At 61.0% G+C, this 21,871-nt stretch carries 32 protein-coding genes; 18 read left to right on the top strand and 14 right to left on the bottom strand.

What is annotated here, in order from left to right; all coding sequences use genetic code 11:
* Positions 1-64: 64 nt before the first annotated feature.
* From H4P35_RS18785 to H4P35_RS18770, 4 genes are read right to left on the bottom strand one after another with little or no spacing between them, the layout of a single operon-like run.
* Complete coding sequence (locus H4P35_RS18785) at positions 65-394, bottom strand: hypothetical protein (protein WP_226846521.1); 330 nt, start codon at positions 392-394, stop codon at positions 65-67.
* The gene (locus H4P35_RS18780; RefSeq protein ID WP_226846520.1) at positions 391-966 is read right to left on the bottom strand and encodes a hypothetical protein; all 576 of its coding nucleotides are present in this window, start codon (positions 964-966) and stop codon (positions 391-393) included. The genes H4P35_RS18785 and H4P35_RS18780 overlap by 4 nt, the downstream gene beginning before the upstream one ends.
* On the bottom strand, positions 966-1,616 hold the full coding sequence (locus H4P35_RS18775; protein WP_226846519.1) for a hypothetical protein: 651 nt from the start codon (positions 1,614-1,616) through the stop codon (positions 966-968). The genes H4P35_RS18780 and H4P35_RS18775 overlap by 1 nt, the downstream gene beginning before the upstream one ends.
* Positions 1,613-2,566, bottom strand: a complete 954-nt coding sequence (locus H4P35_RS18770) for a hypothetical protein (protein WP_226846518.1) — start codon at positions 2,564-2,566, stop codon at positions 1,613-1,615. The genes H4P35_RS18775 and H4P35_RS18770 overlap by 4 nt, the downstream gene beginning before the upstream one ends.
* Before the next feature lie 53 nt (positions 2,567-2,619).
* Here H4P35_RS18770 and H4P35_RS18765 point away from each other — a divergent pair, with 53 nt between their 5' ends.
* Positions 2,620-2,907, top strand: a complete 288-nt coding sequence (locus tag H4P35_RS18765; RefSeq protein ID WP_226846517.1) for a hypothetical protein — start codon at positions 2,620-2,622, stop codon at positions 2,905-2,907.
* 26 nt (positions 2,908-2,933) lie between these two features.
* Here H4P35_RS18765 and H4P35_RS18760 read toward each other — a convergent pair whose 3' ends face one another.
* Positions 2,934-3,167 (bottom strand): hypothetical protein, encoded by a 234-nt coding sequence (locus H4P35_RS18760; protein WP_226846516.1) that lies wholly within the window; start codon positions 3,165-3,167, stop codon positions 2,934-2,936.
* Entirely contained in the window at positions 3,164-3,289 is a 126-nt protein-coding gene (locus tag H4P35_RS27180) for a hypothetical protein (protein WP_255452413.1), read from the bottom strand. The genes H4P35_RS18760 and H4P35_RS27180 overlap by 4 nt, the downstream gene beginning before the upstream one ends.
* A gap of 183 nt (positions 3,290-3,472) precedes the next feature.
* On the opposite strand from H4P35_RS27180, the gene H4P35_RS18755 reads away from it, so the two are divergent.
* Together H4P35_RS18755 and H4P35_RS18750 are read left to right on the top strand one after the other, a co-directional pair.
* Complete coding sequence (locus H4P35_RS18755; protein WP_062842107.1) at positions 3,473-3,682, top strand: cold-shock protein; 210 nt, start codon at positions 3,473-3,475, stop codon at positions 3,680-3,682.
* A 353-nt stretch (positions 3,683-4,035) separates the two neighbouring features.
* Positions 4,036-4,422 carry a response regulator gene (locus H4P35_RS18750; RefSeq protein ID WP_226846515.1) on the top strand — a complete coding sequence of 129 codons (387 nt, stop codon included), beginning with the start codon at positions 4,036-4,038 and terminating at the stop codon, positions 4,420-4,422.
* Positions 4,423-4,443: 21 nt separating this feature from the next.
* Here the strand turns inward: H4P35_RS18750 and H4P35_RS18745 are convergent, their stop codons facing one another.
* The 5 genes from H4P35_RS18745 to H4P35_RS18730 form a co-directional block, all read right to left on the bottom strand.
* Complete coding sequence (locus H4P35_RS18745) at positions 4,444-5,619, bottom strand: nitrogen regulation protein NR(II) (protein WP_226846514.1); 1,176 nt, start codon at positions 5,617-5,619, stop codon at positions 4,444-4,446.
* A 252-nt stretch (positions 5,620-5,871) separates the two neighbouring features.
* Positions 5,872-6,129, bottom strand: a complete 258-nt coding sequence (locus H4P35_RS27230; protein WP_304518378.1) for a CrpP-related protein — start codon at positions 6,127-6,129, stop codon at positions 5,872-5,874.
* 719 nt (positions 6,130-6,848) lie between these two features.
* Positions 6,849-7,847: a hypothetical protein gene (locus tag H4P35_RS18740; RefSeq protein WP_226846513.1), complete on the bottom strand. Its 999-nt coding sequence runs from the start codon at positions 7,845-7,847 to the stop codon at positions 6,849-6,851.
* 591 nt (positions 7,848-8,438) lie between these two features.
* Complete coding sequence (gene bamE / locus H4P35_RS18735; RefSeq protein ID WP_226846512.1) at positions 8,439-8,753, bottom strand: outer membrane protein assembly factor BamE; 315 nt, start codon at positions 8,751-8,753, stop codon at positions 8,439-8,441.
* A 69-nt stretch (positions 8,754-8,822) separates the two neighbouring features.
* Positions 8,823-9,926 (bottom strand): S24 family peptidase, encoded by a 1,104-nt coding sequence (locus H4P35_RS18730; protein ID WP_226846511.1) that lies wholly within the window; start codon positions 9,924-9,926, stop codon positions 8,823-8,825.
* Positions 9,927-9,997: 71 nt separating this feature from the next.
* Between H4P35_RS18730 and H4P35_RS18725 the strand changes: the two genes are divergently transcribed.
* On the top strand, positions 9,998-10,237 hold the full coding sequence (locus tag H4P35_RS18725) for a YdaS family helix-turn-helix protein (RefSeq protein WP_226846510.1): 240 nt from the start codon (positions 9,998-10,000) through the stop codon (positions 10,235-10,237).
* Between the two features lie 2 nt (positions 10,238-10,239).
* Here the strand turns inward: H4P35_RS18725 and H4P35_RS18720 are convergent, their stop codons facing one another.
* On the bottom strand, positions 10,240-10,398 hold the full coding sequence (locus H4P35_RS18720) for a hypothetical protein (protein WP_226846509.1): 159 nt from the start codon (positions 10,396-10,398) through the stop codon (positions 10,240-10,242).
* Between the two features lie 54 nt (positions 10,399-10,452).
* Here H4P35_RS18720 and H4P35_RS18715 point away from each other — a divergent pair, with 54 nt between their 5' ends.
* The 8 genes from H4P35_RS18715 to H4P35_RS18680 are packed head-to-tail and all read left to right on the top strand — an operon-like array spanning position 10,453 to position 14,607.
* Positions 10,453-10,896 carry a phage regulatory CII family protein gene (locus H4P35_RS18715; RefSeq protein ID WP_226846508.1) on the top strand — a complete coding sequence of 148 codons (444 nt, stop codon included), beginning with the start codon at positions 10,453-10,455 and terminating at the stop codon, positions 10,894-10,896.
* Entirely contained in the window at positions 10,893-11,198 is a 306-nt protein-coding gene (locus tag H4P35_RS18710; RefSeq protein WP_226846507.1) for a hypothetical protein, read from the top strand. The genes H4P35_RS18715 and H4P35_RS18710 overlap by 4 nt, the downstream gene beginning before the upstream one ends.
* On the top strand, positions 11,191-11,496 hold the full coding sequence (locus H4P35_RS18705; RefSeq protein ID WP_226846506.1) for a hypothetical protein: 306 nt from the start codon (positions 11,191-11,193) through the stop codon (positions 11,494-11,496). Before H4P35_RS18710 ends, H4P35_RS18705 begins: the two co-directional genes overlap by 8 nt.
* Entirely contained in the window at positions 11,487-11,963 is a 477-nt protein-coding gene (locus H4P35_RS18700; RefSeq protein WP_226846505.1) for a nuclease domain-containing protein, read from the top strand. Before H4P35_RS18705 ends, H4P35_RS18700 begins: the two co-directional genes overlap by 10 nt.
* A complete protein-coding gene (locus H4P35_RS18695; RefSeq protein ID WP_226846504.1) occupies positions 11,960-12,811 on the top strand; it encodes a helix-turn-helix domain-containing protein in 852 nt (283 codons plus the stop codon). The genes H4P35_RS18700 and H4P35_RS18695 overlap by 4 nt, the downstream gene beginning before the upstream one ends.
* Complete coding sequence (locus tag H4P35_RS18690; RefSeq protein WP_226846503.1) at positions 12,783-13,541, top strand: replication protein P; 759 nt, start codon at positions 12,783-12,785, stop codon at positions 13,539-13,541. Before H4P35_RS18695 ends, H4P35_RS18690 begins: the two co-directional genes overlap by 29 nt.
* Complete coding sequence (locus tag H4P35_RS18685; RefSeq protein ID WP_226846502.1) at positions 13,538-13,960, top strand: hypothetical protein; 423 nt, start codon at positions 13,538-13,540, stop codon at positions 13,958-13,960. The genes H4P35_RS18690 and H4P35_RS18685 overlap by 4 nt, the downstream gene beginning before the upstream one ends.
* Entirely contained in the window at positions 13,960-14,607 is a 648-nt protein-coding gene (locus H4P35_RS18680) for a hypothetical protein (protein ID WP_226846501.1), read from the top strand. The genes H4P35_RS18685 and H4P35_RS18680 overlap by 1 nt, the downstream gene beginning before the upstream one ends.
* 525 nt (positions 14,608-15,132) lie before the next feature.
* Here the strand turns inward: H4P35_RS18680 and H4P35_RS18675 are convergent.
* Positions 15,133-15,366: a hypothetical protein gene (locus H4P35_RS18675; protein ID WP_226846500.1), complete on the bottom strand. Its 234-nt coding sequence runs from the start codon at positions 15,364-15,366 to the stop codon at positions 15,133-15,135.
* 846 nt (positions 15,367-16,212) lie between these two features.
* Positions 16,213-16,596 (bottom strand): response regulator, encoded by a 384-nt coding sequence (locus H4P35_RS18670; RefSeq protein ID WP_226846499.1) that lies wholly within the window; start codon positions 16,594-16,596, stop codon positions 16,213-16,215.
* 201 nt (positions 16,597-16,797) lie between these two features.
* On the opposite strand from H4P35_RS18670, the gene H4P35_RS18665 reads away from it, so the two are divergent.
* From H4P35_RS18665 to H4P35_RS18640, 6 genes are all read left to right on the top strand, one after another.
* Positions 16,798-17,130, top strand: a complete 333-nt coding sequence (locus H4P35_RS18665) for an HNH endonuclease signature motif containing protein (RefSeq protein ID WP_226846498.1) — start codon at positions 16,798-16,800, stop codon at positions 17,128-17,130.
* The gene (locus H4P35_RS18660; RefSeq protein WP_226846497.1) at positions 17,130-17,297 is read left to right on the top strand and encodes a hypothetical protein; all 168 of its coding nucleotides are present in this window, start codon (positions 17,130-17,132) and stop codon (positions 17,295-17,297) included. The genes H4P35_RS18665 and H4P35_RS18660 overlap by 1 nt, the downstream gene beginning before the upstream one ends.
* A 238-nt stretch (positions 17,298-17,535) precedes the next feature.
* Positions 17,536-18,066 carry a terminase small subunit gene (locus H4P35_RS18655; protein WP_226846496.1) on the top strand — a complete coding sequence of 177 codons (531 nt, stop codon included), beginning with the start codon at positions 17,536-17,538 and terminating at the stop codon, positions 18,064-18,066.
* A 3-nt stretch (positions 18,067-18,069) separates the two neighbouring features.
* A complete protein-coding gene (locus tag H4P35_RS18650) occupies positions 18,070-19,758 on the top strand; it encodes a terminase large subunit (RefSeq protein ID WP_226846495.1) in 1,689 nt (562 codons plus the stop codon).
* An 8-nt stretch (positions 19,759-19,766) separates the two neighbouring features.
* Positions 19,767-21,053: a phage portal protein gene (locus tag H4P35_RS18645; RefSeq protein ID WP_226846494.1), complete on the top strand. Its 1,287-nt coding sequence runs from the start codon at positions 19,767-19,769 to the stop codon at positions 21,051-21,053.
* Positions 21,031-21,870 carry a head maturation protease, ClpP-related gene (locus H4P35_RS18640; protein ID WP_226846493.1) on the top strand — a complete coding sequence of 280 codons (840 nt, stop codon included), beginning with the start codon at positions 21,031-21,033 and terminating at the stop codon, positions 21,868-21,870. Before H4P35_RS18645 ends, H4P35_RS18640 begins: the two co-directional genes overlap by 23 nt.
* Position 21,871: the final 1 nt, after the last annotated feature.

The raw sequence follows: 21,871 nt of genomic DNA, 5'->3' as shown, positions 1-21,871 counted from the left end.
TCCAAAACTAAGCCCGCGCTTGGCGGGCTAAATCCACTAATGAGACATTGGCGCTTCAAATGCGTCATAAATGAGGCTTCTCCTTCAGCAGCGCCATCGAATCGGCGTAGGCCCGCATGGCGCGCTGCTCGTCGATCTGGTCGGCCCCGAGGGTGTCGGCGCACTCGCGGAGCTGGGCGGCCAGGCGCTCGATTGCTGCCGCAGCTTCCAGCATGATCGGGGATGGAAGACGCAATCCTTCTGGTGCTGGACCACTGCAATCCCGCCATCCAAACTCAGGCTCGCCGTCGATCATCGGTCCCATCGCGTATGTGCAGCGCAGTCGATGGATCAGGTCATCGGCTACAGGGGCGCGCAGCTTGGACAGCAGGGCGGTTTTGTTTTCGTCGGTCATGCTGCAATCCTTTTCTCATTGCGGCAGCGCCGCGCAACCTCGACCAGCCACGCGGCCAGCTCGGGGGGGGTATGCTCGCGCTCTGCCTTGGTGATATGCGGGCGGTAGTCTTGGCGTTTGCGGGACTGGACAACGTGGGTTGCATCGCCCAGCACCAGCGGCACGGGCGGCATGTCTGCGGGCGCCACGCCTACGATGTAGAACCACGTCGCTTTCTCGGCCTTGTGGCCCCACCACATCTGTGGGGCGGCGAAGGTCCAGCCGCCGTACTGATCGCGGGCGCCACCAGGACGCGGCAGCATCTGGGCGGCCCATAGCGTGCTGCCGGCCGGGTGTTCCAAAACGCCGCCGAATTCCCGCACCAGGGCCACGGCCAGGCGGGCAAGGTTCATTTCATCCGGGCGGGGGTTGGCGAAGGCCCGAAGCCGGCCCCAAGCCCGGCAGGGCGGGTGCGCTACCACGGGCATGCCGCCCTGGAACGTCCTGGCGTCCCGGTCGATGTCGTAAACGTCCACGTCGGGCAACGCCTTGTAGGTGCTGTCCTGGCGAGCGAACAACACGGCAACGTCCATCACGCCTCTCCCTGCTGCGGGACCTGGGCGGCGAGGGCGGCGCGGTCCAGGCGTTCGATTTCGGCCAGGAGCAGGGCGGCGGCCTTGATGAGGTTGCGGCGAGGGTCGGCGCTCGGCTTCCACAAACTGGGCGACCAGGGACAGAAGCTGACGGGATCTCCGGGCGGATAGGCCAGCGTGAACATCGCGTAGCAACCTGCGGCCGACTCCAGCTGTCCCGTCTCGTGGTAGAGGTCGTCATGCCCAGGCGTCCAGCCCTCTGCGGTAATTTGCCGCTGGCGCTCAGCTATCACGTCGCGCACAGCTGCTGTCGGTGCGCGACCAGCCGCGAGAGCGCGGCCACGCCGGTCCGCCGAATCGTTCCGGAGATCTTCTTCCCAGCAGGAAGGGCAAAGCGTGTCCCAGGACATGCCGGAGAATGCGCCGCGGCAGATAGTGCAGTTCTTTCCGGGGGCGGAGGTCGACGTTTCGGGAGTGCCCAGGGCGGCGCCCAGGAAACTGCGGAGGGGTGCGTCTGCGGCGTCGAGGGCTTCGCGATAGCGCTGGCGTTCTTCGGGGGCCATCTTTGCGACCATGTCGTGCAAAACACGGGTGGACAGCGCGGCCAGGTCAACGTCGTCCAGGTCGTCGAGGTTTTGGGGGGCGCTCATGCGTGGGCAACCTCTGCGGTGGGGATTTCGGCCTGGCTGGCGGAAGCCGCGGCCTCTGCTTGGCGGCGCTGCTTCTCCGCCTGTTTGGCCCGGGCCGTTTCAACGGCGCCGTGGGCCTGGAACAGATCGAGCAGGGCGGCGGCCGGGATGGTGATCGTTTCGGCGGCTACGCGGCCTTCCTGGATGTCCAAGAGGGTCGCGCGCTGGTTGGCGTCTAGTCCCTGCATGAACGTGTCCACGCCGCTGATGAGCGGGGAGACGACCTTGCGGGGCAGGGCGCGGCCGTGGATGGTGCTGGCGGTGACCTTGGACTTGCCTGCGGCCTTGGCCTGGACCACCTTGCCGCTCAGGAATTGACCCGCCTGGGCACCGTATCGGCGAACCGCGTCTATCGCCACCTCGGCAGAAACTGCGCCGCTGCGCACCAGCGTTTGTACGTCTGGTTCGGCGTCGGCCAGAACGAGGTAGTTTTCGACATGGGGCCGGCTGCGGTGGACCAGGGCGGCGATTTCTTCCGTATCCAATCCCATGCCACGGAACCGCTTAAAGCCGCGAGCGGCCTCCAGAGGGCGCAGCTTCACCCCCTCGTTGCTGGTATAGATGCGCGCACGGCGTTCTATCTCGTTGCCCTGGAACCCGACGACGGCAACCCACTCGATAGGGGCGCCGCGCTGGATTGCCCGCCCAATGGCGTCATAGCGACGATGGCCGTCCACCACTTCTACGCCGGAGCCGTCCGGCAGGGCGATGACCTCGAGTGCGGGAAACGTGCCGCCAGCCAAAATGTAGGAGGCCAGGGCTTCGATACCGGTTTCGTATTCGTCATCCAGGTCGCGGAGGTTGAAACCCTCTTTCACGCGGATATCGGAATAGCGGACTTTCATTGCGTCGGCGCGTTTGATCGTGCCGTCCTTGATCATCGTCTTGAACGATGCGGGGGGAGCGTTCATGGTTTGGCCACTTTGTGATTGAGCTAAGATTCTTCCGTTGGAAGGAGGTCAGAATGGAAGACTCGAATAGCCGGTTTGGCGCGGCTATCCGCAGGGGATTGGAGCGGTTCTGCTATGAAAGCCGGTTGTGCGGGGAAACCGCTGCGGATCGGCCCGCTCAGCCGATTCACGAAATGAAAGTTGGTGTTGAGGAGGCGCGCCTCGTGGAGTGCTGGCGAGTTGCACAAGAGGAAGCCGCCCGCCAAGGTGTGGATGTCCACACGCTTCTTTTGGGACTCGGCTGTGATGCAGACGGGGAACTGCTTGAGTCGCTGGCGATGCCGCCAACACAACGTAAATAGGTGAAGAGGCGTGGTCCGCGTGGCGTCTAGCAGCGGTATCCGAGTAGCCAGCCCAGGAACTGTGGGCCGTAGAGGAAGAACGCGGCCAGCGCCAGGCTGGCGGGCCAGGCCCACAGCGGAATCTCCGCGTCGTCGCTCCAGTGGCCCTTGCCGGCGTGGTCGCGGGGAGCGATCAGGGCGCCCAGCTTGCGAGCTGCCCGCTTGATCGTGATGGGGGGACGGTGGCGTACTGGAGGCGCGCTTGCGCTCATAGTGTTCATGTCGGGTTCCAGGGATCGGCCGCGGCGTGGCGGCGGGAGAGGTAATCACCGAGGGGCGCCAGCACCAGCCGCGCGAACGCGAGCAGGCCCAGGCCCCAGGCGAGGGTTTCAGTCAAGGTCATGGGAATCTGCGCAGAGCTGCGCGGTGGTCACTTAATGGGCGGGACCGGCCACGGAGCGTTTTCAGATTGCGGTCCAGAGCATCGCCGGCACATGTGTCATTTAGAAACGGTCGTATCTTTGTGGCCGTTAATGACCCATAGTGAGTGCAGGGATACTTTTCCCTGGAAAATCTAGGACTTACATTGAAGATTGAAACTGGTATTGTGAAGTGGTTCAACAACGACAAGGGCTTCGGCTTTATCATGCCGGAGCTGGGCGGTAAGGACCTCTTCGCTCACTACTCTGAGATTCAGGGCAGCGGGCACAAATCTCTTGAAGAGAACCAGCGCGTGACGTTCGTCGCCGGCCAAGGACAGAAAGGTCCTCAGGCGACAATGATTAAACCGATTTAAGAACTGGCTGGCTTGCCTTAAGGCAAGCGGGCTGGAACCTAGCAAGTGGGGCCGAATCCTTTGAAGCAAGGGGTTCGGCCCTTTGACGTTGAACGACGACGAACTACCTGTTAATCGAATTGCCGAAATTGAGGACGTCGATTAGTTCTTCGATGAAGCGGACGAGTAGCATGAGCATTTTGGCTCCGGTAGTTGATACAACGGTGGTTTGTAGGAACGGCGATTGCTGCGGCCTTGGGACGGGCGCAAGGAAGCGTCTCTGCATGTCTTAATCGCATGCGCCATGAAGTATGTCGTGCTCACCTGTTGTGGTAGTTCGCACGCTCCTTTCAGCCATCATTCAAGTCGACCTTATGACTCACGCTGATAATCCGGGCGATCCGAAGCGCGTTCTTATTGTTGACGACAATGAAACTGCCCGCTGGATCCTCGCCGAGATTTTAAAGACCGAAGGCTACGCCATCGTTGAGGCGGGAAGCGCCGATCAGGCTCTGCTGCGCCTAGCAGAGGATGCAGACATTAGCGCGATAGTTTCGGACATAGAAATGCCCGGATCCATGAACGGCGTTGAGATGGCTGCGCTGATACTGCAGGAATCGCCCAATATGGTCATGCTTCTTACCTCTGGGCGATACCATCCATCGGTAGACGAGTTGGCTGGAAGCGCAAAGTTCCTGCTCAAACCCTGGGCGCCCCGAGAGATAATCAGAGAATTGGCGACGCTCCTGTCATTAAAATGAGGGCCGGCATGGAGTCGGTCCTCAGGAAGCTGTCTTGGGAAAGTAGAGTGTGAAAGTCGTGCCAACTTGAGGAGTGCTCACCACATCTACGTGGCCTCCCACTTGCGTGACGTATCCGAACACTTGGCTCAGTCCCAAACCGGTGCCTTTTCCAACCGGCTTCGTCGTGAAGAACGGTTCAAAAATATAGTCTTGTATCTCCGTGGGAATGCCCACGCCATTGTCCGACACGCTGACTGCCACAAAGGGCCCTTGAACCACCCGCTTCTGGCCATCTTGGTACCCCTCTACGGTTCTTACAGCGACTTTTACCGCTCCTCCGGCAGGCAAGGCGTCTCGCGCATTGACCACTAAGTTTAGCAATGCGCTTTCTAGCTGGCTCACGTCTGCAGATATGATGCAGGGCTCTTTTGGAAGCTCATATTCCAGCAGCACAGAAGAGCCCAACGCGGTCTGGAAAATCGACTTCATCCCCGCCACGCAAGCGGCTGCGTCCATGTTTGACGCCTCGAGAGGCTGGCGGCGGGCGTATGCGAGCATCTGCTTGGTCAGGTGGGAGGCGCGCTCTGCGGTATCTTTAATCGCATCGAGATATTTAAGGCGCTTATCGGCCGCCAGGTCAGGACTTCGTAGCAGTTCAGCGGCCCCGTTGATGATCGAAATAAAGTTGTTGAGGTCATGGGCCAGGCCTCCGGTAACGCGTCCGAGAGCCTCGAGCCGTTGAGCGCGGTATAACGCCAGCTGGGTCGCGTGCAATTCGGCTTGGCTGCGGTGCTTGTCCGTTATGTCGCGCGTGACCTTCGCAAACCCGATCAGCCGACCTGAGCGATCCCTTATCGGATCGATTACGACGCTGGCCCAAAATCTGGAGCCGTCCTTGCGAACTCTCCAACCCTCGGCTTCAAATCTGCCATCGCGCGAGGCAGTCGCTAATGCCCGCTGCGGTATGCCGAGATCCCGATCTTCCTTAGTGTAGAAGCGCGAGAAATGCTGCCCGACGATTTCGGACGCTTCGTAACCCTTAAAGCGTTGCGCTCCGGCATTCCAAGTTGCCACGAAACCATCAGCGTCAAGAAGGAAAATTGCGTAGTCGAGGACGGCCTCTACTAAGAGTTTGTAGCGGTATTGTTCATCTAAGAGCGCTACGCTCTCGGGGTGGACAGCCTTCCCACAATCCGGGGGCTCAACGATGCTCATCGCGACTCCAATGCGCAGTGCTGGGAGGGCCAATTATGGGGTGACCGATGTGCCATCGTAAAGAGGCGCGGGCCGAATCTGCTCCCAGTTGCGGTTTAGCCAGTTGCTGCCGGCGGGGCACCGCCTTCGGCCGCCCCATCTAGCATCGAATTCCGGTCGCGCTTAACATCTGTCGCTTATAAATCCGGCGCGATCGCGAGCGCCAGTCCGACCTCCACCCCGCGGGCATGACGGGATGCCTCTGTGCAGCGCTCAAGTTGGGGCGCGCGGCTTGGCAAACAACCTGCAGTGCGAGCCTGGTTGGACTTGGTCCACTGAGGACGCCCTGACCGACTGATGGTTCGGCATTGGGCGCCTAGCGGTTCGTTCCCAAGTTGCCTCTCTCCATCCAGACTCCCAAGCGTCCACTCGTGCGTGCCATTTTTCGATAGGCTCACCCGTGTGGTGTGGCATTTGGTCGGCGGTGAAGTAAGGACAGTCGAGAAGGGTTTTTCCGTCTCGCGCCGCCATAGCGCCGCGTCTACGAATGTCGTCATACATGGTGGGCACCTCCACCAACGGTTGGAGAAACCAGTATGCGTCGGAGGATGACATGTCGGCAATAGTCTCCGGACACCAAGGGCAAGGTGCATGCGCACCCTCCGCTCCAGCGGCGCCGTCCTCGACTGCTTGCACCGCCTCGTTTCGGTAAACGCCGGCGCGCAACGCTGATCGAAGCCCGCTTTCAGCGGGGTGGGGATGCCGGGGTTATCCTCGCCACGCCCGGCTGGGCGTTGCTTGGCTGTGGAAGCCCAAGCACACAGGGTCCGGGGGCGCGCTAGCGCCTGGTTGGTTGTCCTGTTTCGCCCGTCCTCCCTTGCGGGGGCGGGCGGCCTCGGTTGTTAAAGAGCGGTACTGCAGCAGCATCGCGGGCCGGCCTTTGGCTCTAAGCGGTGCGACTCGTGCTTCGGTGGGCAACTATAGCAACGCTACAGTTTAAAGGCAATAGCAATGCTATGGATAATTTGTAACGGACGAAAAAAAGCCCGCGCGGGGGCGGGCCGTTGATGGGAGGGCTTAGTAGGCCGGTGTGGCCCAGAGGGCTAGTAGCACCACTAAGAGCGTGATCAGAAAGCGAATCATGAACTGCTCCGGTGCCTAGGTTTTGGGCTGACCTAGTACATGGATAGTCATGATCAATTAGAGATAGTCAGGCAACAAAAAAAGCCACCCGGAGGTGGCCTTGGTTATCAAATTCCTTTCGGAAGACGGCGTTGAATCTGCGCGGGATGAATGTTGTATTCAGATACCTCCATCAATCGCGGACGCCCATCCTTATCCACATCGTACCAACCCGAGACACTAATAGTACGGCCCAGCACGCGCTTGCTCAGGTTCTCGTCGAACTTGCTTACGCAGCGTAGTGTGCCTACGCCCTCTACGCCTCTCAGCTGAAATCTGCTGGAGTCTAGGTCTATTTCTCGCACTTGGCCCACAAACGAGCCTCGCCTGCGCTCCTTCATAAAGGGTCGATGGGTTGCCTCGCGAAGAACTACTCGTTCACGCTGGCCGAGCGTTCCCGTTCGAATACTGGTGCGCGGCGCGGAGATCTCCAGCGTGTGGATTCCCTTCCGCCCCGTGGGAGCGATCTCGAATGCAGCCACCATCAAAGCGTCTCTCAAGGCCGGGTCCGGAAATGCATCCATGATCTCAGAGCTAACATCCACGTCGGTCACAAATTGAGGAATGACTTGGATGCTCTGTAACGCGGACCGAATAGACTGTACAAGCGATATATCGGACGCCTCCATGCCTGGGAGCGACACCCCGATCTCGGCCAGAGCGATGCCCATGTAAAGGCTGCCAGGAGCAATTCCCGTGAGGCGAAGATCAAGTTTGCGGGCGGCGACACGAGCGTCAGCTTCAACCAGCGGAGTCAACGATTGGGCCAACTCACGAAGGCGGCGCTCCATTCGGACGCCGAGCCAATTTACAGTGTCCAGCCGCGGGCTTTCATGGCCGGCTCCAGGGCCTTCCGCATGGAACAGAAGATCAGATTCATCTGTCAGCTTGGCAAGCTGAAAATCCTCTTCGTAGAGCTGAGTTACCTTGGTCAGGTACGGGTTGTTGGCCCAGAATTCTTCTTTGGTGACCAGGCCCGTGTCTTTGATGGCATCCCACATGGCGTTCGCTTGGCTCATCCAAGTAAGAGCCTCACCATGCACCAGATTGCGCGTGTCATTCACCATGTCGTCACCTGTACAATGCCGCGCCGCTCCTTAGCTGGCAAGCCTTTCGCAGCGCCGGTTTTGATGCCGACGTACTGGAAAAAATCCCGAAAATCATTGCCCATTCCCGCAACCATTACATAGTAGTCTACGCGCTGCTCCACATGCCATCTGTGACGGTTTGCTTGGAAGCACACGTAACACTCGCCAATCACTGCTGCTGAAACGTCAGGTGGTAGAGCGAGTACTGCTTCAATATCGCCAGGGGCCGGCTTGTCAGAGAAATAGCTCCCGGCGAGGGTCAGCGGAGGCGGTGGCAACCCTCGATGCGTGAAGGGCGAACGGATAGTAGGAAGCACACTTCGTAACCCGGCCCAGATTCCCTGCCGATGGAGGTCTTCCTGCGCCCACCTTTCCGCCTCATCAAGCGCGCATTCATGAACGCCTGCCGGGAGCAGACCACGATCATCTAACGGAGGAATCACGTCCGGCTCTCATCTGTTTGAACATGCCCAAGTCTCCAGTGGCGTTTTGTAGGACCACTTCATCACACCAGTATTAACTCGCTAATGCCGCACCCTTGTCCGGCTGTTCCGCACACAAGGCTATCGCCTATCTGCCGAGACGAGCGCCGTTGCCACCACCAGCCGAACTGACGATGTCTTTGACGGTCTTGTCCTTGTTGAACAGTACAGTCAGGTGTTGTTGCTCCTGGTTCATGCCGAAAGCCGCAGTGTAGAAGTAGAACCACTGAGCGGTGAGAAGCCCGTCTTGGTTGAAGGCTTGACTCAAGGGCGACCCAAAATCGCGCACCATGTCGTTGTAGGTGGTGACACCTGGCTGAATGGCCTGCACCTTTGCTTGGTCTATCTTCGATCCCGAGCTGGCGCATCCGGTCACTATGGCGGCGACAAACAGCAATGACATTCTCATCTCGTTACCTTAAGAAGTGAGTGCCGCGACATCGCGGCTGAACTTAGATAAAGCTGCGGTTCATCATGACCGTACCCACTGTCCGGCCTCATCGTCCCGCAGCTTCGCGCCAGCCCATACGACCTGTCCAAGCACTCGCACGGGATGGCCATTCTCCAGCGGGATGTCAACGTAGGCTGGGTTGAACGAGCGCGCGACCCAACGCCCAGTGAGTTTGTCCCGGCTCACAGTCTTGACGAGCATCTTCCCGTCATAGTTGATGGCGTACACCCCACCGCTCGCCACATCTTGCAGCGTCAGGTTCTCGTTCGGAACGACAAGCAGGGCGGCGCCGTCACGAATTACCGGCTCCATGCTGTCGCCTTTCGCATACACCACTCGCGCTTTTCCGTTGTCGGCACCTACCGCCTTGAGGAATGAGCGGCGGAACTGGATCATGCCGGTTTGGTCTTCGCTGTGGTTCTCGATGCCGTCGCCGGCGGCCAGGCGCACCTCGGCAAGCTCGGGTACTTTCTCGAACCTGTCATTTGCCGCGTGCGGCTCGCCCGGGCCGGCATTCGCGATGACACCCGCCTGCGTGCTGATTCGGATCTTCGGGTTGCGCTCGGCCTCGTAGGTCGTATTCCCGCCTTCCCAGGGAGCCGGCGGCAAGCCTGCTATTCGCATAGGGAAGGGGTCATCGGCATGGTCCATGTCGACCAGGCCGCCAGGCTTGTGAGCCCCCATAGGAATGACGTTATTCGCCGGGGCCGCGGGCGGTGGCGACACCTGAATCCCTAGCTTCATCTGGGCGATTGCGAGCGCAATGGCTCCCTCGAGCGCATTGAGCTGCGACTCGGGTAGTGCCCGCAACTGGTCCTCGGGGATCGTACGGAAGGGCCATGGTGCGGCTGGCACCGGTTCAGGTGGGACGGACTCAGAGGCCAGTGCTGCGGCCTTTTGTGCTTCCGCCGCAAGCCGCGGACTGATGTCTGCCAGCGAGCAGCCAAAACCCTCGGCGTACGCCATGGCCGCCTCTAAGTTGAGTGGACGCCTACCCGTGATGTGCTGGTAGATCATCGCCTGACCACCCTTCACTTGGTGATCGCGAGCGAAAGCCGCGCGATTCACGCCATCAAAGCGCGCGCGCAGGGCAGAGGCTTCCTCTTCAATCGTCCAAAATTTCATATAGCGATGCTATTCAAATAAATCTATAGCATGGCTTGCGAGCAATCTGTAGCAACGCTATAGTTGAAGCCATGGATCTGAACAATTACCTCAGTCGGGATGGGTCGATCAGCGCAGCGGCGCTAGCTCGATGCGTGGGCGTATCCCCAGCGCTCGTTTATCAGTGGCGCACAGGACGCCGGCCTGTGCCGGTCGAGCACTGCGCGTCCATTGAGCAAGCCACTGAAGGTGCCGTCACGAGGCGAGACCTTCGCCCCATCGACTGCAACCGAATCTGGCCCGAGTTGGCCGAAGAGGCGAGCGCGGCATGACATCAATGCATTGCATCTCGCGTACCCATTTTCAGGAGAGAGCGCATGGATAGCGCGACGACGCCGACCCAGCCGGCACCGCAGCCGACGGCACCGGCAAAGCCGGCCGACAAGGTCCAGATCGGGCCGCTGGACGTGTAGGTCGCAAATCGTTTTTCCATGCAGCGCATCGTACGACCGCTGCTCAGCAATAAATACGTTCAGGAAATTCACATATGAACATCACCACTGCGGCCGACTTGACGGTGCATGACTATAAGGGCGGCAGCGAGGCTTTGGGGGCGGTTGTCGGCATGTCGCCGGCCGTGCTGCGCAACAAGGTCAACCCCAACAACACCACGCATCATCTGACGCTGGCTGAGGCCGACCGCATTGTGCGGATGACGGGGGATGTGCGCATCCTGGCCGCGTTCGCGCACGGCAACGGCTATCTGCTGGTCAAGGCGCCCGAGTCTTGCGGCGAGAGCGACATGTCAGTGCTGGAGCAGGTCGCGGCGTTGATGATCGCGCATGGCAGGTTCGGTCATGAGGTGTATGACGCCCTGGCTGATGGCGGTGTTGACCAGCAGGAAATGCAGCGCGTGGATGCTGCGGGCCGCGCCCTGATGGAAGCGGTCGCAGGCGTCGCGCGCCGGCTTAGCGGGATGGCCGAGCAATGATTCAGCGCGGAACTTCCGGTGTACCCGTGCGGCTGCGCGTGCCGTCCACGGAGCGCAAGGGGGCGGCGCTGTCGCGCGCGGCTGCAATGATGTGCAACAGCGCGAACTTCCAGCGTTGGGTTGTCGCACGCGTGGGTGCCGCCCCCGAAGGCGTGAGCGCCAGTCAGCACGCGGCGCAGTTCGTCCGGAGCGCATGCGGGATTACAAGCCGGGCGCAGTTGGACCACGACGCCGAGGCTGCAGCCCTGTTCCATGAGGCGGTGCGCCAGCCATTCGTGAAGTGGAGCGGCATCTATGGCTGACTGCCTACATATGTTTCGCGGCTACCAGGTGCCATCTGAAACGGTGGAGCAGGTCCGTCAGGCAATTCTTGATACGCGGGGCCGTGTTGACGTGGCTGCATTGCGGGCCATCGTGCAGCCTGCCATGAAGGCCGTGGACCCGTGGTCCAGCACGTCCCGGGAAGTCGCTGCGGCATGCGCGGTCGATTCGATCGTTTTCGACGCAGCACGTGCCGGCCTGGTTAAGCGTCGCGTGAACGCGTGGAAGTTCCCGGCATGGTATCGGGTCAAGAAGCAGACGGGGGCGGTATGTCGCTGACGCGCAAGGCCCCATTGAGGCAAAAGACGCCGCTGAAGCGTGGTGCGCCGATGATGCGCGCAACGCCGATGCCGCCGCCACGTGCCGCCATGAAGGCACGCAAGAAGGGCAAGAAGCCGCCCAAGACCGTGTATCGCAATCAGGCTCTGCTGGACCTTGCCAAAGGCGAGGAATGCTTGCTGCGCGTGCCCAGGTACTGCCAGGGCGGCACGGATACCACGGTGGCTTGCCATTCCAACCTGCTGCGCGACGGCAAGGGGAAGGGAATCAAGGCGCACGACTGGGCCATTGCATTTGGCTGCGGCCCTTGCCACTGGTTCATAGACCAATCACCAGCACCGCTGGAACAGAAGCTCACCTATTTCATCCCCGGCTTGCGCCTTACGCGCTTGCGAATCATCGCCATGGGCAAATGGCCCGAAGAGGCGGAGCGCGGGTATCAACTTTCGTATGGAGAACGGTCATGAGCGTTCAGGGCATGACATGGGCGCTTGCGCAGAGGATCGTGAAAGATCCCACCGCGCGCCACGTATTGCTGTGCTTGGCGAACTACGCCGGGCCGAAAGGTGAGGGGGCATTTCCCTCTGTGGCGACGCTGGCCGAGGATACCGGGCTGTCGAGCCGCACGGTGCAGAACAAGCTGCGCGAATTGGAGGCCTTGCAGATCATCCAGCGCGGCAATCAGGATCTAGTGGCGGCCTACATCCGACGCGCGGATCAGCGGCCAGTTTGCTACGACATGGATCTGTCACGGGGCGCACCTGCTTCACCCCGCGTGGAACATTCCGCCGATCAACAACGGGGCGAACCTGCTGCACCCCGTAACGAACGGGGTGAATCTGACGACACGACGGGGTGCAGCTCACGACACGACGGGGTGAATCTGACGACGTCACGGGGTGAACGTGCTGCACCCGATCCGTCATTGAACCATCAAGGAACCATCAATAAACCCAAAGGCGCGCGCAAGCGCTCGCCGGGATTCGATCCGCTGACCGTGGAACTTCCCGTGTGGCTGGACGCGGAACTGTGGGGGCGCTGGGTCCGTCACCGTGTGCAGCTTCGCAAGCCGCTGACCGAAGAGGCCGCGCGGCAGCAGGTCAGGGACTTGGCGAACTTCCGCCAGCAAGGCCACAAGCCCGAGGCTGTCATCGAACACGCCATCGGCAAGAGCTGGCAAGGCCTGTTCGCTCCCAGCGGCACCGCAGCCAGCGGCGCACCGCGCCCCGGCAAGTTCAACCCGACCGACTACGTGAACCGCAATCGCACCCATGGAGGCCCCGACTATGACGACGGTCGCACAATCGACGAATGAGCGCTGCGGCTGGTCCGTGCCGCTGGCGAAGCTGGAAGGCATTTCCCTCATCGACCACCTGTGGAATCGCCTCTCTGGCACGTACGGGGGGCGCTGGCTGAAGGACTTCCCGGACATGCTGAGCATCGAGAACTGGAAGACGGCATGGGCCGAGGCGCTGGACGATGATCGCGTGACGCCGCAGGAAGTGGCCGAAGGGCTGCGCACCTGCCGCCGCATGTTCCCCGACTGGCCGCCCGCGGTGGGCGAGTTCATCCGGGCATGCCGCCCGGGTCTGATTCCTGAGAACGCCTTTCACGACGCCGTTGCTGGGATGACCGCGCGCCGTCGTGGCGAAATGGGGCAGTGGACTCATCCGGCGGTGTACTGGGCTGCTGTCCGCGTAGGATCGCATGACCTTCTGAATTGCGGCTACTCGGTCATGCAGTCCCGCTGGGAGCGGGCGCTTTCGGAGGAACTGAGCCGCAGCGAATGGGCTGCGATCCCCGCGCCGTCCGTTGCGCTGCCTGCTCCGGGCGCTACGCAGACCACGCCCGAAGAAGCGGCGAAGGCACTGAAGGCGATGGGGGCGGGCGCGATCCTGAACGATTCTGGCCGCGATCCGCGACGCTGGGCAAAACGCATCCTGGCCGAAGCACAGCGGAAGGGCGGCCGCGTGCCATCCCTGGCGGTGCTTGGCATGGCCCAGGCGGCTGTGGGTGTGCCGATGGACGCCGGGGACGCGGCATGAGTGCGATGCAACGGAACAAGGGCGCGGCCTTTGAACGCAAGGTGGCGATCCTGCTGACGGAGGCGACCGGCACGACCTGGCGCCGTCGCGTGCGCAACCAGGCCGGCGACAGCGACGTGGTGGCCGATGAGCCTGCCTTTGCCCGTATCAGCGTCGAATGCAAGCACGCAAACGTGCTTTGCCTCCCCGCCTGGTGGCGTCAGGCCATGGAGCAGGCGGGGGAGGCGGGCGTGCCGGTGCTGATCTACAGGCAGACGGGGGCGCGCGGCGAGGCCGTGATGGTAGACGCGCATGACGTGAACCCCAAGATTTTTCCCGTTCGGGGACGGCACACCGTCACCCTGGGATGGGAAGCAGCTATGCAATGGATGCGGGAAATGCTGCCCGCGAAAGTGACTTATTCCCCGGGAATTATCTGATGACTACCTTGACACTCTCTCGCATGCCTTCCACGCCTATCGTTGAAGAGCACTCGGGCCGGCTGTTCAAAACTGCGCATGCCGCGCTGACCTTCGCCTACAACCATACGGATCAGGTGTACGACAAACCCATGATGGCCCGTATGGCCGAGGCCGATAGCGGTGCCTCTGGTAAGGGGCTAGGCGGCACCGACGGCGCGGGGCAGGCGGCATACATCTTCGGTGCGCTGGAAAAGCTGCCCCGCCTCTACCGTGCAATTCTCGTTGCGCGCTTCGCGCCCCGGTCGGATCGCTGCAAGTGCTGCCAGGGCACAGTAGACCGTCATGATTGGCTCGCAGCGGTGCGTGAGATCTCCGACGCGGCGGCGTGCGATGCGTTGTCAGCGCACCCTACGCCTCGCGTCCTTCGGGACGCTATCGTGGCGCGCTACTTCGGCAAGGACGTAAAGCTGTCCGCGGCGGCGGAACGCGCGAACGTCAGCGCGGCGACGGCTACCAATCACAACGGCAAGATCAAGCTGTGGCTCTATGGCACGCGGACAACGAAGCAGAAGGGGGGCGAGCGGGGCGCGGGTCAGAAGGGCGTCGAAGCGTTGGCGATGGAGTACGCAGCCGACCTGCTGTCTGCAAAGGGGCTGTGCGACTGAACTTCTTGCAGGGTTAAATTTTCTCTGCTAAAGTTCTCCCCGTTTAGTCACTTTGAATAAGTGCGTACGCTGAAACCCGCCACGCGAAAGCCGGCGGGTTTTGCTTCTTTTATGCCCGCCTTCGCTTCTGCGCGGCATCAGCCAACACCAGCAGAGTCTTTAGTCGGGAGTGCGTTGCACAATCCAACCGAGCCCCAGGCCCTTCGGCCGACGTAAGGAAAATAAGCTCAGCAGATTCGCTGTGATCGAGACCGACAATCGTCTCGCGACCATAGGCGTCAATCGTGAGCAGATCGTGAATTACAAAGAACTCGCGATAGTTGTCCGGAATTTCGAGCACGATGACCTGCCTCCAACTCGGTTTAAAGCCGCATGGGGATCGCTGACACGCGTGAGGTCAGTTGCCCTCGCATTTATTTCCGTGCCTGATCTGAGGGCGATTAAGCCCCGCAGGCCCGGATTCTGCTTTGTCCCTACTGCAAGATTCGAGCGAGGAGGCCGCGCGCCGTCCTGGGCGGAGGCATCCTAGCGGGCGGAACTGATCGAGGTCACGTCGAAGGAATCGATAAGCTGCTCGTCTAGTATCGAGGCTTGGCCTTGATCCAAAATGAAAATGGTCACGTTCGGTCTTTCGTCCGGTGGCAAATCGGCCAACGGCAAGTGTTCGACGCGCATCACTACAGCACCCGATGCGCCGACAAGTTTGCCCACATGAGTACGAACTACGCGGCAGATTTTGCCCTGTGACGGTTCCTTCATGACCTTGCTCCTTGGTTTCGCCTCCTTCGCGCGGGCGACGACACAGGTTGGGCAAGTAGTGTGCCTGCCAGACGCGGTAGTTCACCCTACGCATCTTTTTCTGGCGACATAGTCATGGGTCACAGGGGGGCTACCGGCTCCCGAGCTTAAGCCGTGCTCAATTCCAGGTGCTTCAGTTCAATGGTGTCAGGTCCGGCAAACGGCATTCGATCGCGAGAACTACAGCCCCGTCCGGCAATCGGTAGCTATTATCTCCAAGCCACGTGACGGGCTGACCGTCGCGCAAGCAGTAGTAGTAATTCGCCCAAGCTCCGTCGTGGTTGGGCGCTGCCCTGTAGCGGCGCTGGATGATATACGTAATCCCGTTAGCGTCTACCGCCACTAGTTCAGTGGCGCTTTTGGTGTGGTCAAGTGGCATGACGCGGCCTCCATCCGAACGGTATTGTTCATCTCGTGCGCTTACGGACCCACCATCCGTGGTGCCGAGCTGCGCACTTAACCCGCATAGTGATAGTTGTCTGGGGTCCAAGGATCTTCAATCACAACGGTTGCTTTCTGGGACGATACGAAGGCTTGAGCGGTGAGGACTGGCTTCTGCGCCGGTAGTCCAGTGCGGTTCCGCGAAAAATGTTCCTCGGCAATCTGGTGCAGACTTGTGACGAGCTGATTGATAAAGGGGAAGGGCATTTAGGTTCCACGGTGTCTGCAGCGGACGAAGTCCGGCAGTGTTTACAGCAATCCAACCGTGGGCATCTGCCTCGAGTTGTTGTGACCAACGCCACCCCCTCACAGTACGCTCAGCACCGCTGATAACCTAAGCCTCAATTGAAACAGACTAACCCACCGTCAATCGCGGGCTTCACCCTTGTTCGACCGCGCGCTTGCAAAAATGCATTCGAATAGAGTGCTCAGGTGAGCGGGTTTCGCAAGCCAAGCATCCACGCCTTCTGGTAGCAAGCCGGGCTCGCCGTCCGGGACGCTTCCGCTAAAGATGATTATGCGGGCGGGTATTTCAGGGCAGGCCGCCTTCAACTGCATGGCCAAGTCAAGTCCAGAGACGCCTGATAGTTTGACATCCAAGAGAATTGCGTTGGGGGCGAATTCGCGCGCGATGCGTAGAGCGCCCGCGCCATCGCAGGCAATCTGGACTGTAACTTCCGAGTCCATCTTCAAACACTCAGCTGTCAACTGGGCAGAAGCTCTGTCGTCGTCAACGATAAGGATGCGCATTGCCTAGTCTCCTTGCCCGCGCGCCGCGATCAAAAGGCTGACAGCCCCGAACGCCGAGCTGCTCCGGGGGGCTCCTTATCGTACTACTCCACCTTCTCGCTATCGAGGGCCGCACGCTGGGCATGGCGTGCGGGGATAGGGGCATCGCCGCCGGGCGGTGTGCAGTGGATAGCACCCGGCAAGATCACACAGGGAATCGGCATGAAGCTCACGACACTCAAGCCGCGCCTTGCAATGGCCGGCTCCAGGTTGGCCGTTGCGCCGACGCCCAGCGCCAAGCGCATGACGGGCCGCAAGCTGCAAGACCGCCGGTTGCGCGTCTGGTCCGCTGACCCGCATTGTGCCCACTGCGGAATGGTGACCGCGTACCCGGAAGGGTTCGAGCTGGACCACGAGGTCAGCCTGCACGATGGAGGCGCGGACACAGACGAGAACTCGCAAGTTCTGTGCGTCTCGCGTGATGCGCACGGGCGCAAGGTCGGATGCCACGACGCCAAGACACGGCAGGACATGGGATACAGGAGTCGGACGTAATGGCACAGATCACGGTCAAGCGTTTCCTCCGCGTCGCGTGGTGGGTGCGCTGGTACTTGGCGGGCGTCGCCATCGCGGCACGCCTGACCGGCGCAACGCCGGACATGACCAAGGTGGAACGGTGGGTCAGGCGTGGCCTGTCCATCCACGCCAGCAGGAAGCCGTAGCGCGCCTCAGCATCGAGGTGGACCCGAGGCCCGCCTGGTCAATCGTAACGTCCTGTGGGGCGTCTGCGCGGCTCCCTGAGCCATCGGCAGACGGGCGGCGGCCGGTGGTCGGCCGACAGGCAGGGGGGGCGGGTCGAAAGTCTAGGGCGGCTCGACACTGGAAACCACCTGTTCCCTCACGCGCGGAAAATTTCCCCATTTTGGAAAATTGTTAACCCTTTTTTGTTAACCAAAACCTATGGCATTAACCGACAAAAAGCGCCGATTCGTTGACGCGCTGCTGTCGGGTCTATCCGGTGCGAAAGCCGCTATCCATGCGGGTTACAGCGAAAACGGGGCGGCCCAAGCAGCCGCCCGACTGATGCGTGACAAGCATGTACTGGCAGCGCTTGGGCGCAGCGCCCAAGTTAACAAATCGGTTAACAAAAAAGCGGTTAACAAAACGGCCACGCAGGCTGAGCCGGCACCGCCGGATGGCGGATCGCAAGGCCCTGCTACCGGCTCTGATCCTATGGACGAGATCGGCCTGAAAGCTCTCGGGCTTACCTCGGACCCACGGGCGGTGCTCGTGGCCATCATGAACGACGTGGGTGAAGAACCGAAGCTTCGGCTGGAGGCGGCCAAAGCGCTGATGCCTTTCACGCACGGAAAAATTGCCGAGCAGGGCAAGAAAGGCGCAAAGCAAGAAGCAGCCAATAAAGCCGCAAGTGGCGGGCGATTCGCTCCGCCACCGCCTCCGACCCATCTGCGTGTTGTTGGGAAGGGCTAAGCCATGTCTTGGACTACCGCCTGCCCGGATTGGGCGGCGCGCCTGCGAGCGCGCCAGTCAATTATTCCACCGCCCATCTTCGCTGACCAAGCCGAATACGCCTTGGAGATATTTAAGCAACTGCGTGTGGTGGACCTGCCCGGCAAACCGAATTTCGGGGAGTGCAGCGAGGATTGGGTATTTGACTTCGTGCGTGCCATCTTTGGAGGATATGAGGCGGCCACGGGGAAGCAGTTGATCCGCGAATACGGGCTGCTGATCAGCAAGAAGAACACGAAATCGACTATTGCCGCCGGCATCATGCTGACGGCGTTGGTCATGTGCTGGCGCGAAGAAGAGGAGCACTTGATTCTGGCGCCAACCAAGGAAGTAGCAGACAACAGCTTCAAGCCGGCTGCCGCAATGATCCGGGCTGACGAAGAACTGTCGGACATGTTCCACGTCCAGGATCATGTGCGCACCATTACCCATCGCGTAACGCGCAACAGCCTGAAGGTTGTTGCCGCGGATACCGACACGGTATCGGGCAAGAAATCCGGCCGGGTCTTGGTGGACGAGCTGTGGCTATTCGGCAAGCGTGCGAACGCTGCGGCGATGTTCATGGAGGCTTTGGGCGGCCAGGTCTCCCGCGATGAGGGATGGGTGATCTACCTGACCACGCAGAGCGATGATCCGCCGGCCGGGGTGTTCAAGGAAAAGCTCGACTACTGGCGTGACGTGCGCGACGGCAAGGTTGAAGACGGGAAGACCCTGGGCATTCTGTACGAATTCCCCGATGAAATGGTCGAGGCGAAGGCCTACCTGCTGCCCGAAAACTTCTACATCACCAACCCGAACCTTGGCCGCTCCGTCAGCGCGGAATGGCTGGCCGACGAGCTTAAGAAGCACATTGTCAAGCGCGATGGGTCAAGCCAGAAGTTTCTGGCGAAGCACCTGAACGTGCAAATCGGCCTGAACTTGCGGTCAGACCGTTGGGCTGGTGCCGACTTCTGGCAAGCGCAAGGCGATCCAACGTTAGCCGACCTAGACGCGTTCTTGGACCGCTGCGAAGTGGTCGTGGTCGGCATAGACGGAGGCGGCCTGGATGACTTGCTGGGGCTTGCCCTGATGGGGCGGGAGATTGAAACCCGCCGTTGGTTGCATTGGGGGCGCGCCTGGGCGCACAAGATTGTCCTGGAACGCAGGGCAGAAATTGCGCCTGCTTTGCTCGACTTCGATAAACAGGGCGACCTGACTATTGTGGACCGGCCGGGCGATGACGTGGTTGAGGTGGCTGACATCGTCTGCCAGGTCCGTGATCGCGGGCTGTTGCCAGAGAAGCTGTCCATCGGCGTGGACGGTTCAGGCATCGGTGACATTGTTGACGAGCTAACCAGTCCTGGGCGCGGATTCACCCTGGAGGAAATCACTGCTATTTCACAGGGATGGCGCCTGAATGGCGCGATCAAGACCACGGAGCGCAAAGTTGCCGGGCAAGAGATGCTGCACGGGGGGCGGCCGTTAATGGCTTGGTGTGTCGGCAATGCAAAGACGGTACCGCAGGGGAACGCAATCGCCATCAACAAGCAGGTTTCGGGCACCGCAAAAATCGACCCGCTCATGGCGCTCTTTGACGCCGTTTTCCTGTTGTCGCTCAACCCGGAGGCCTCCGGCCGCTCGGTGTACGAATCCCGCGGCATTCGATCTATTTGAGAGAACCCATGAAACTACTGGACCGCTTTCTGGGCAGCACGGCCAATGAGTCTGCACCTGAGGCTGGCCCGAGGCTTGAACCCACCATAGCGCTCGAACGCGCGCAGGCTTCGCAGCAGCCCAGGGGGCAGGCTTTCCGAGGCTTGGATGATCCGGCGCTGCTGGAATACATCCGAACCGGCGACTACAGCAGCCGGGTGGAATCGCTGCGGAACATGGCCGCACTGCGGTGCGTGTCGCTGATCGTCACTTCACTTGGCATGCTGCCGCTCAACTTGATCCGAAACGACGCATCCAAGGCGGCCGCGAAGGGCCACCCTGGGTATCGGCTGATGAAGCTCAAGCCGAACGGGTGGCAAACGCCATTCGAATTCAAAAGCATGATGCAGCTGCATGTCTTACAGCAGGGCAATGCGTATGCCAGGGTTATCTGGTCGGCTGGCAGGCCTATCGCATTGGTGCCGATGGCGCTCGGGTCCGTCAAGGCCGAGCTTGTTGGATGGGAGATGCGTTACACGTACACCCGGCCGGATGGTCAGCAGGTGAAGCTATCCCAGAAGGAAGTGTTCCACCTGCGGGACATCACTATTGATGGGGTGGAAGGGCTGGGGCGCATGAAGCTCGCACGCGATGCCATCGCTCTGGCGCGCGACGCGGAACGCGCCGCTGGCCGCGTATTCCGGACGGGCAACCTGGCGGGGGGAGCCGTGGAGGTGCCCAAGGCGCTATCGGATACAGCCTATGAGCGGATGCGCAATTCCCTGGACACGGATTTTGCAGGAGCTGAGAACGTCGAGCGCTGGATGTTGTTGGAAGAAGGCGCCAAGGCAAACAAGTTCAAGGTGACCGCAGCCGAAGCGCAGCACATCGAGAACCGCAACGCCCAGATTGAAGAGGTAGCGCGCGCCTTCGGCGTGCCGCGGCCCCTCTTGATGATGGACGACACCAGTTGGGGGTCGGGCATCGAGCAGTTGGGCATCTTCTTCGTGCAGTACGGGCTGCAGTTCTGGTTCACGGCATGGGAACAGGCGGCGATGCGCACCTTCCTGACTGACGAGGAACTGGACGAGCTGGCCTACAAGTTCAACGAGCGGGCTCTAATGCGCGGCACATTGAAGGACCAAGCGGACTATTTTGCCAAGGCGTCCGGCGCTGGCGGCCATGCCCCGTGGATGTGGCAGAACGAGATCCGCGACCTGTCAGACCTACCCGCGAGCGATGACCCGCAGGCAAACAAGCTACGCGATCCCATTACCCAAAAAGGAAAATCCAATGAGCCTGCTGCAACTGCCTGAGATCAAGGCGGACGCCCGCCTGGGTGCCGCCGACTTCGATCTGCGGCCGGACGCGCTGGAGCGGTGGGCGCCCCAAGTGCGCGCCGCCGGCACGGACGAAGACGCCACCATTTCGATCTACGACGCCATCGGGGACACCTGGGACGGCAGCGGCGTGACTGTGAAGCGGATTCAAGCCGCGCTGCGCTCCGTCGGCGGCCGTGACGTGACGGTGAACGTGAATTCACCTGGCGGCAACTTCTTCGAGGGGGTTGCGATCTACAACGCTCTGCGCGAGCACAAGGCCAAAGTCACCATCAAGGTCCTGGGCTTGGCGGCATCTGCAGCGTCCGTCATCGCCATGGCGGGCGACGAGATCCTAATGGGTCAAGGATCTTTCCTGATGATCCACAACGCGTGGGCGGTCGCAATCGGCAATCGCCATGACCTGGTTGAAGCGGCGGCGAAGTTGGAGCCGTTCGACGATGCGATGGCGCAGGTCTACGCCGCCCGAACCGGACTGACTCCGAAGCAGGCGGCGACCCTGATGGACAAGGAAACGTGGATCGGCGCTGACCAGGCTGTGGAAGATGGGTTCGCCACTGGCCTCTTGGACGACGCCGCCGTCACCCAAGCGCCGCAGGCTAGCGTCGAGCGGCGTGCGCTGGCACAAGTGGAGGCCGCCATGGCGCGTGCCGGCTACAGCCGGACGTCCAGGCGCGACACCTTCAAAGCACTTTTTTCCGGCAAGCCGAGCGCTGCCACAACCACCATGCCGTGCGCTGGTGGCGACGTAGCAGCCCTGCTGCAAACCACACTTTCAACCCTGCGAGGTTAAA

It is taken from the genome of Achromobacter sp. 77 (assembly GCF_020541125.1).
Classification (GTDB): Bacteria; Pseudomonadota; Gammaproteobacteria; order Burkholderiales; family Burkholderiaceae_B; genus Achromobacter; species Achromobacter mucicolens.
Note: the sequence above shows the minus strand (reverse complement) of the source record. Positions and strands in the feature narration are given on the sequence as shown.